This window comes from Caulobacter sp. P1_B12_2 (assembly GCF_056406675.1).
Window position 1 is genome coordinate 1 of record NZ_JBFTZS010000237.1, and the last position, 7,109, is coordinate 7,109.

General features: G+C 71.7%; 6 protein-coding genes and 1 riboswitch. Of the genes, 1 reads left to right on the top strand and 5 read right to left on the bottom strand.

Features of this window, described 5'->3' with window-relative positions; genetic code table 11:
• Window positions 1-147: 147 nt before the first annotated feature.
• A riboswitch (ZMP/ZTP riboswitch) is annotated at window positions 148-244 on the bottom strand.
• A 44-nt stretch (window positions 245-288) separates the two neighbouring features.
• From AC1DZ6_RS15160 to AC1DZ6_RS15175, 4 genes are all read right to left on the bottom strand, one after another.
• Window positions 289-2,016, bottom strand: a complete 1,728-nt coding sequence (locus AC1DZ6_RS15160; RefSeq protein WP_477097990.1) for a PAS domain S-box protein — start codon at window positions 2,014-2,016, stop codon at window positions 289-291.
• A 126-nt stretch (window positions 2,017-2,142) separates the two neighbouring features.
• The gene (locus AC1DZ6_RS15165; RefSeq protein WP_477097991.1) at window positions 2,143-3,936 is read right to left on the bottom strand and encodes a heparinase II/III family protein; all 1,794 of its coding nucleotides are present in this window, start codon (window positions 3,934-3,936) and stop codon (window positions 2,143-2,145) included.
• A gap of 9 nt (window positions 3,937-3,945) precedes the next feature.
• Entirely contained in the window at window positions 3,946-4,605 is a 660-nt protein-coding gene (gene rpe, locus AC1DZ6_RS15170; protein WP_477097992.1) for a ribulose-phosphate 3-epimerase, read from the bottom strand.
• A gap of 92 nt (window positions 4,606-4,697) precedes the next feature.
• Window positions 4,698-5,978 (bottom strand): RsmB/NOP family class I SAM-dependent RNA methyltransferase, encoded by a 1,281-nt coding sequence (locus AC1DZ6_RS15175; RefSeq protein ID WP_477097993.1) that lies wholly within the window; start codon window positions 5,976-5,978, stop codon window positions 4,698-4,700.
• Window positions 5,979-6,046: 68 nt separating this feature from the next.
• On the opposite strand from AC1DZ6_RS15175, the gene AC1DZ6_RS15180 reads away from it, so the two are divergent.
• Complete coding sequence (locus AC1DZ6_RS15180) at window positions 6,047-6,247, top strand: DUF1674 domain-containing protein (protein WP_477097994.1); 201 nt, start codon at window positions 6,047-6,049, stop codon at window positions 6,245-6,247.
• A gap of 37 nt (window positions 6,248-6,284) precedes the next feature.
• On the opposite strand, the gene pyrF is transcribed toward AC1DZ6_RS15180, so the two are convergent.
• Window positions 6,285-6,974, bottom strand: a complete 690-nt coding sequence (pyrF, locus tag AC1DZ6_RS15185) for an orotidine-5'-phosphate decarboxylase (RefSeq protein WP_477097995.1) — start codon at window positions 6,972-6,974, stop codon at window positions 6,285-6,287.
• Window positions 6,975-7,109: the final 135 nt, after the last annotated feature.

Sequence of the window (7,109 nt, forward strand, 5' to 3'; positions counted from 1 at the left end):
CGCTTGGGGGCGACGAGATCGGGGGCGGACGGATAGTCGGGGGCGGCGGGCACGGCGGACTCCAGGTCTCTGATGGAAGACGGTTCGAGGAGCCCAGGCGCGCGGCGAGCTTGCGAGCAGCAAAAGTGGACGCTGGTTTTGCGTCCGCTCGCAAGCCTTCAAGCAAGCGGGCTTTCTAATGAAAGCCCGCCGGTCCGCGCTCCCCGATGGTTGCCCATCACTAGCGCCAGTTACGCGAACGGGCGGAAAATACGGAGGCGGGCGGGGGAGTCAATTGCGGTGGTGTGTTTAAGCCAACCGCACCGGCAGCACCGCGCGCACGCCCTCGACGGCGAAGGTCAGCTTGGGCTGGCCGCCCAGGTCGGCGGCCAGGCCGCGGTCTAGCAGGCGGGTGCCGAAACCCTTGCGCTCCGGCGGTTTCACCGGCGGCCCGTCGCGCTCGGTCCAGGTCAGGATGGCGCCGTTGTCGCCCGCCGGAGCCCAGGCGATGGCCACCTTGCCGTCGGGGGTCGACAGCGCGCCGTACTTGGCCGCGTTGGTGGCCAGTTCGTGCACGGCCAGAGACACGGACAGGGCGGTGCTGGCGCCCACCCTCAGGTTGGGCCCGTCTATGGTCACGCGCTTCGGCTCTTGGTCGTCGACGAACGGGGCGATGCCCTGGCGCACGATGTCGTCCAGCGCCGCGCCCTCCCAGCTCTCGCGCGTCAGCACGTCGTGGGCGGCCGACATCGCCAGCAGCCGGTCGATCAGCCGCTCGCGCACCTGCACCGGCGTTTCCTCCGGCCGCAGGGTCTGGCGGACGATCGACTGGATCGAGGCCAGGGTGTTCTTGACCCGGTGGTTGAGCTCGTTGATCAGCAGGCGTTGCCGCGCCTCGGCCGTCTTGGTCTCGGTCATGTCCATGGCCATGCCGATATAGCCCTGGAACTGGCCCTGGGCGTCGATCTGCGGGCGGGCGTTGGCGACCATCCAGCGATAGAGGCCGTCGCCGCACAGGAACCGGGCCTCGAAACCGTAGGCGAGGGGCCCGTCAGATGCGTCGCGCGCCGCCGCCCGCCTGATCCCGACCCCGACGATGTCGTCCGGATGGATCATGCGGATCCAGGCGTCGCCCAGCAGAGCCTCGGCCTCGACCCCGGCGAACGCCGCGAAGGCCTCGTTGGCGAAGGTGATCCCGCCTTCCGCCGAGGTCATCCAGACCGGGGCCGGCGCGGAGTCGGCCATCGCCCGGAACCGGGCCTCGCCTTCGCGCAGGCGCTCCTCGGCGCGCTTGCGCTCGGTCACGTCGGTGTGCACGCCGATCCATTCGCGGATCGATCCGTCGGTCTCGAGGGCGGCGACGGCGCGGATCGCGAAGTCGCGCCAGACGCCGTCGTGGCGGCGCACCCGATGCTCGAAGGTGAAAGGCCCGCCGCGCGCGACGGCGGCGTTCCAGGCCTGCAGCGTGGGGTCGGCGTCGTCGGGATGGACMGCGTCTGCCCAGCCGAAGTCCCGATACTGCTCCGGGGTCTGGCCGGTCAGGCTGGCCCAGCCGGGCTGGTCGCCGACCATTCGGCCCGAGGCGTCGTTGGTCCACAGGATCCCGTCGACCGCGCCGATCGCGGCCCGGAACCGCGCCTCGCCGGCCGCCAGGCGCTCATGCATCTCGACCCGGTCGGTGATGTCGCGGATGAAGCCGAGGAACACGCTCGAGTCCGCTTCTCCGAACGCCGCCAGCGAGACCTCGATCGGAATCTCCATCCCGTCCTTGCGCACGGCCATCAGTTGGGAGCCCTGGCGCTCGACGGGGGGCTCGGCCAGGGCCAGCCGACCCGCCAGCATCTGGCGGTAGGCGGCCTGGAGGCGCAGCGGGGCCAGCACGTCGATCAGGTTTCGACCCAGGACCTCGGCGCGCGTCCACCCAAAGGCCGTTTCGGCGCGGGCGTTCCAGTCCAGGATCGCGCCCTGAGCGTCCATCACCACGACGGGGTCGATGGCGGTTCGCAGGATCGGCTGCAGAGCGGCGAGGTTCGACATCTGCCCTCCCTCAGCCGACGCGGTCGATGACAGCTACAGGACGGGCCCGGGACTGTGAATTCCGCGGCCTGGCGCGTGTGTGGGACCTAATGTCGCAGGCGCGTCTAGGGTTCCGGCGGCCCGGCCCTAGTGGTCGGTCGCCCGGACCAGCTTCCAGCGGATCTTCGCGCCCTTCTCGGGGCGGACCTGGCTCTTGAGCACGATCGCGCCCGCCCGGCGGGCCTGGCCATGATCAAAAAAGGTCGAGGGCGAGATGTTGACGTCGACCGCGTCGTTCCGCAGCCACCAGCCGACATTGGACGGCCCCTTGATCAGCACGCTCTTGCCGTCGCGGGCCAGCGAGGCGCGGGCGTCGGGATGCAGGTGGAAGGTGACGGTGAACGGCAGATAGCGGCGTGGACCGTCGGCGTTGGCCGAGCCGCCGTTCTTGTCGGGGAGCGGGGTCAGGCTGTCCTCGCCGCGCAGCTCGTCGGCCTTGAGGTCGAGAAACAGGCGGCGGGCGTGGGTCAGGCCTACCCGCCGCCAGCCGTCGTGGACGATGTCGAGCCAGACCCCGGCCTCGCCGTCGTGGCGCTTGATCTCGACCTCGACGGCGCCGTCGATCAGCCACGGTCCCAAGGCCTCGGACCGCCAGCCCGACAGCGGCCGGCCGGCGGAGCCGTCGCCCACGGACACGGTCGAGGCGGCGTCGGACAGCCGGAAGGCGTTGGCGCCGGTCGCCTCGGGGCTCCAGCCGCAGCTGGTGATCAGCCGGTCCTTGCCGAACACGATCTCGACGGCGGCCGGCTGGGCGCAGGCGGCGACGCTGAGCACGCCGACGGCCGGCGGTCCGGCATCGGCCATCACCTGGAGGCTGCCGCCCTGCATCTTCTGATAGCCGGCATGGGGCGCGCTCTGGGGTGGGCGCGGGCCCTGGTCGTCGTGGGCCAAGGCCGCCGCGATCCGTCGCGGCCCGACCGCCTCGCCGCCCTGGAAGGCCGCCAGACAGCCGTCGGCCAGAGTGAAGAAGCGCACGGACGAACTCAGGCGATCGATGGCGCGGGCCAGGGCTTCGGGCGGCGGACGGCCGCGCTGGCCCAGGGCGTCGTCGAGGGTCAGCWGGTCGAACAGCAGCTCCAGCCCGACCTGCGGCGAGCGGCTGGCGTGGCCGCCGTCGGGCAGGACGATGACGTCGAGCAGCGCGTTGACCCGCTTGAGCCCCTGCGCCATCAGCCGGTCGCTGGCCTTGCCGGTCAGAGCGCAACCGGCGATGGCGACCACGACGGCCCGCTCGAGCCGGCGGTCGGGGGCGTCGGAGGCCTTGAGCAACTGGCGCGCGCCCCGGGCGAGGTCCAGCGCCATGGCCGAGATCTCGGCGTCCGAGGCTTCGGGCGACAGGGCGCGGGCCGCGCAGGCCAGGTGGAACGTGCGGCGCTCGAGCCGTTCGCCGCTCCACGAGAAGGCGTTCCAGGTTCCGAACACCCGCCGCCAGTCCTGCAGCAGGCGAAGGGCCAGGCGCGCCGAGCCGGGACCGGCCGCCATCAGGTCGGGCAGCCAGTCGAAGCCGTGCAGGGCGGTGGCGAACTGACGGGTGGGGCTGGGCTGGTCGAACGGGTCGCCGGTCTCGCCCAGTCGCACGGCGCCGCCGTCGAGCACCATCAGGCCTTCCAGAAGCTGGCGGCCGCGTTCGGGATCGGTCGGGCGCGGGTCGTGAGGATGGGCGGCCAGGCCCACCGGGCGCGGCCGGCTGATCGCCGCCCGGTGCGGCGGCGAACCGAACCATTCACGCTCCAGATTCCCCTTGAGCGACGCGCCCAGAGCCTTGAGGAACACGCCCTTGGTTCGCTTGGCGCGGCCATGGGTCCCATGAGCACGCCCCGAGGGGCCGCCGGCCAGGGCGGAGGACTTGCGGACGGAACCTGTCTCGGGAGCCCCCTCCATGTCGCTGGATCAGCCGCCCTTCAGCGCGCGGATATTGTCCGCATAGGCGCTGGGCCCGCCCTTGAAGACCGCCGAGCCGGCGACCAGGGCCGTGGCCCCCGCCGCCACGCATTGCGGAGCGGTGGCCGGGGTGACCCCGCCGTCGACCTCGATGATGATGTCCAGGCCCCGCTGGTCGACCATCCTGCGCAGGGCCTCGACCTTGCGCAGTTGGCCGGGAATGAAGCTCTGACCGCCGAAGCCGGGGTTCACGCTCATCACCAGCAGCAGGTCGACGTCCTCGAGGATCCATTCGACGTGGTCGATGGAGGTCGAGGGGTTGAACACCACCCCGGCCTTGGCGCCCAGTTCGCGGATGCGCTTGAGCGAGCGGTGCAGGTGCGGACCGGCCTCGGGGTGGATGCTGATCAGGTCGGCCCCGGCGGCGCGGAACGCCTCCAGATACGGATCGGCCGGGCTGATCATCAGGTGGACGTCGAACGGGATCTTGGCGTGCGGCCGGATGGCTTTGACGATGTCCGGACCCAGGGTGATGTTGGGCACGAAATGGCCGTCCATCACGTCGACATGCACCCAGTCGGCGCCGGCCGCCTCGATGGCGGCGACCTCTTCGCCCAGCTTGGCGAAGTCGGAGGCGAGGATGGACGGGGCGATCAGCGGCGCGGTCATGGGTCCTGGCTTAACGGGCTTGGCCTCGCGCGACAAGCGAGCCCGTTGTCACGTAGGGTTTACGAGGCCCTTCGCTGCTCAAATCCTGGCGATCAGAGCTTCACGAACCGCGCCGCGAAGAAGCCGTCCAGCCCGCCTTCGCGATGGTGCGGCAGGATACGCAGCGTGCCGCGCGGCGTCAGGCTGGCCGCGGGGGCGCCGCCTTCCTCGGACGTGATCGCGTCCAGCGCCATGTCGGGGCGGCGGGCGAGGAAGGCCTCGACCTGGGCTTCGCCCTCTTCGGGCTCCAGTGAGCAGACGCAATAGACCAGGCGGCCGCCGGGCTTGAGCCGGCCCGCGGCGCTGTCGAGCAGCTTGCTCTGCACGCCGGCCAGGCTGGCCACGTCGCCGGGTCGGGCGGCCCACAACACGTCGGGATGGCGGCGGAAAGTGCCGGTGGCCGAGCACGGCGCGTCCAGCAGCACGGCGTCGAAGGTGCGGGTGTCGTCCCAGACGCCGGCGTCGGCGGCGATCACCTCGGCCTGCATGTTCATGCGGGCGAGATTCTCGGTGACGCGGCCCAAACGGGCGGGCGAGCGGTCGACGGCGACGACCTGGGCGCCGGCCGCGACCATCTGCATGGTCTTGCCGCCGGGCGCGGCGCAGAGGTCCAGGGCCGTTTCTCCGGGCTTGAGGTTCAGCAGGCGGGCGGGCACGGCGGCGGCGGCGTCCTGGATCCACCAGACACCGTCCTCGAAGGCCGGCCAGGCCGAGACGTCACCCCGGCGCTCGGTGCGCAGCGTGCCGCCGGGCAGGATCTCGCCTTCCAGCTCGGCGGCCAGGGCGGTCGCGTCGAACTCGGGCTTCAGGGAAAGATCGGTGGCCGGCTCGAAGCCGATCTGGGCGGCGACCGCGTCGGCGGTCTCCTTGCCGTAGGCGCTGGCCCAACGGGCGTAGAGCCAGGGCGGAGCCAGGTGTTCTGACGCGTCCGACAGGCCGCCGTCGCGCAGCAGGCCGCGCAGCACGGCGTTGACCAGGCCCTTGAACGGCCGGCTGGTCTTGCTGGCGTTGGCCAGCTCGACGCTCGTGGCGACGGCGGCGAAGGCGGGCACCTCCAGGAAGAAGGCCTGGGTCGCGCCCAAGCGCAGCAGGTTGCGCACCCGGGGCGGCGGCTCCTTGGCCAGCTTGCCGGCYAGGGCGCGGTCGATGGGCCCCAGGTGGCGCAGCGTGGCCATGGCCAGGGCGCGCGCGAAGGCGCGCTCCCGCGGTTCCAGAAAGCGGAAAGCGTTGGCCGAGGCGGCTTCGTCGAGGCCCCCGCGCCGCGACAGGGCCGCGTCGATGAGGGCGAGGGCGCCTTCCCGTGCCGGGAGGCCGTCATTGAGTTCCTGAGTCACCCGCTCGCCGTGCCCCGGGGCGAGGTCGAGCGCAAGCTTTTTGGCGCGAACGGTGGTAGGAAGCGGCCATGTCCGAGACCGACCTGCCGCCTGGCGCGGCCCCCGACAAGCCCCTGACCCCCGCCGCGCGCCGCGCCCTGGAAGAGGCGGCCGCGCGCCACGCCGAGGCTCACGCCGCCGCTTTGCCCACCGAGGAAGGGGGCCGCGACGGCCCCGAACCGACTCGGTTCGGCGACTGGGAACGCAAGGGCGTGGCGGTGGATTTCTAGGGGCGAAGCCCCGCTCCTCCCCCACCAGGAGGAGGACTTAAACTCCCGCCATCTCCGCCACCACCTTCAGCGCCGCCTCGCGCGGATCGTTCGCYGCCGTGATCGGGCGGCCGCAGACCAGGTGGCTGGCGCCGGCTTTCAGGGCGTCGGCCGGGGTGGCGGCGCGGGCCTGGTCGTTCTTGGCCGACCAGAAGGGACGCACGCCCGGCGTCACCACCAGGAAGTCGGGTCCGGCGATCTCGCGGGCCAGGGCGGCCTCCTGCGGCGAGGAGACGATGCCGTCCACCCCGCACTCCACCGCTTGGCGGATCCGCCGCGCGACCAGGTCCCGGGCCGAGAACGCATAGCCCATCTCGATCAGGTCGGCGTCGTTCAGGCTGGTCAGCACGGTGACGGCCAGGATCTTCAGGTCCGAGCCGCCTTTGGCCTTCACGGCCGCCTGCATCACCTGCGGTTCGGCGTGGACGGTCAGCAGGTCGCAGCCGGCGCCCGCCAGCACCCGGGCCGAGCGCTCCACGGTCGCGCCGATGTCGTGCAGCTTCCAGTCCAGGAACACCGACTTGCCCTGGGTCTTGAGCTCGCGCGCCAGGCCCATGCCGTCGGTGGCTAGAAGCTCCAGCCCGATCTTGTAGAACGACACCGCGTCGCCCAGCGTCTCGACCATCTGGCGGGCCTCGGCGACGCTGGGCAGGTCGAGCGGCAGGATCAGGCGCGGATCGGCGGACATGGTCAGGCTCCGAGTGTGGCGCGCGCGACCGCATCACCCTAAGAAGGATGCGGATCCGCGCGAATTGAAGGCTAAGCACGTCGAATGAGCCAGGCAGAACTCGCCGTCAACTTCTTCGTCGCGCTGTTCGCCCTG

Bases quoted from the DNA above. Each gene is read 5' to 3' on its own strand.
- rpe (WP_477097992.1), bottom strand. From the start codon at position 4,605: ATGACCGCGCCGCTGATCGCCCCGTCCATCCTCGCCTCCGACTTCGCC.
- AC1DZ6_RS15180 (WP_477097994.1), top strand. From the start codon at position 6,047: ATGTCCGAGACCGACCTGCCGCCTGGCGCGGCCCCCGACAAGCCCCTG.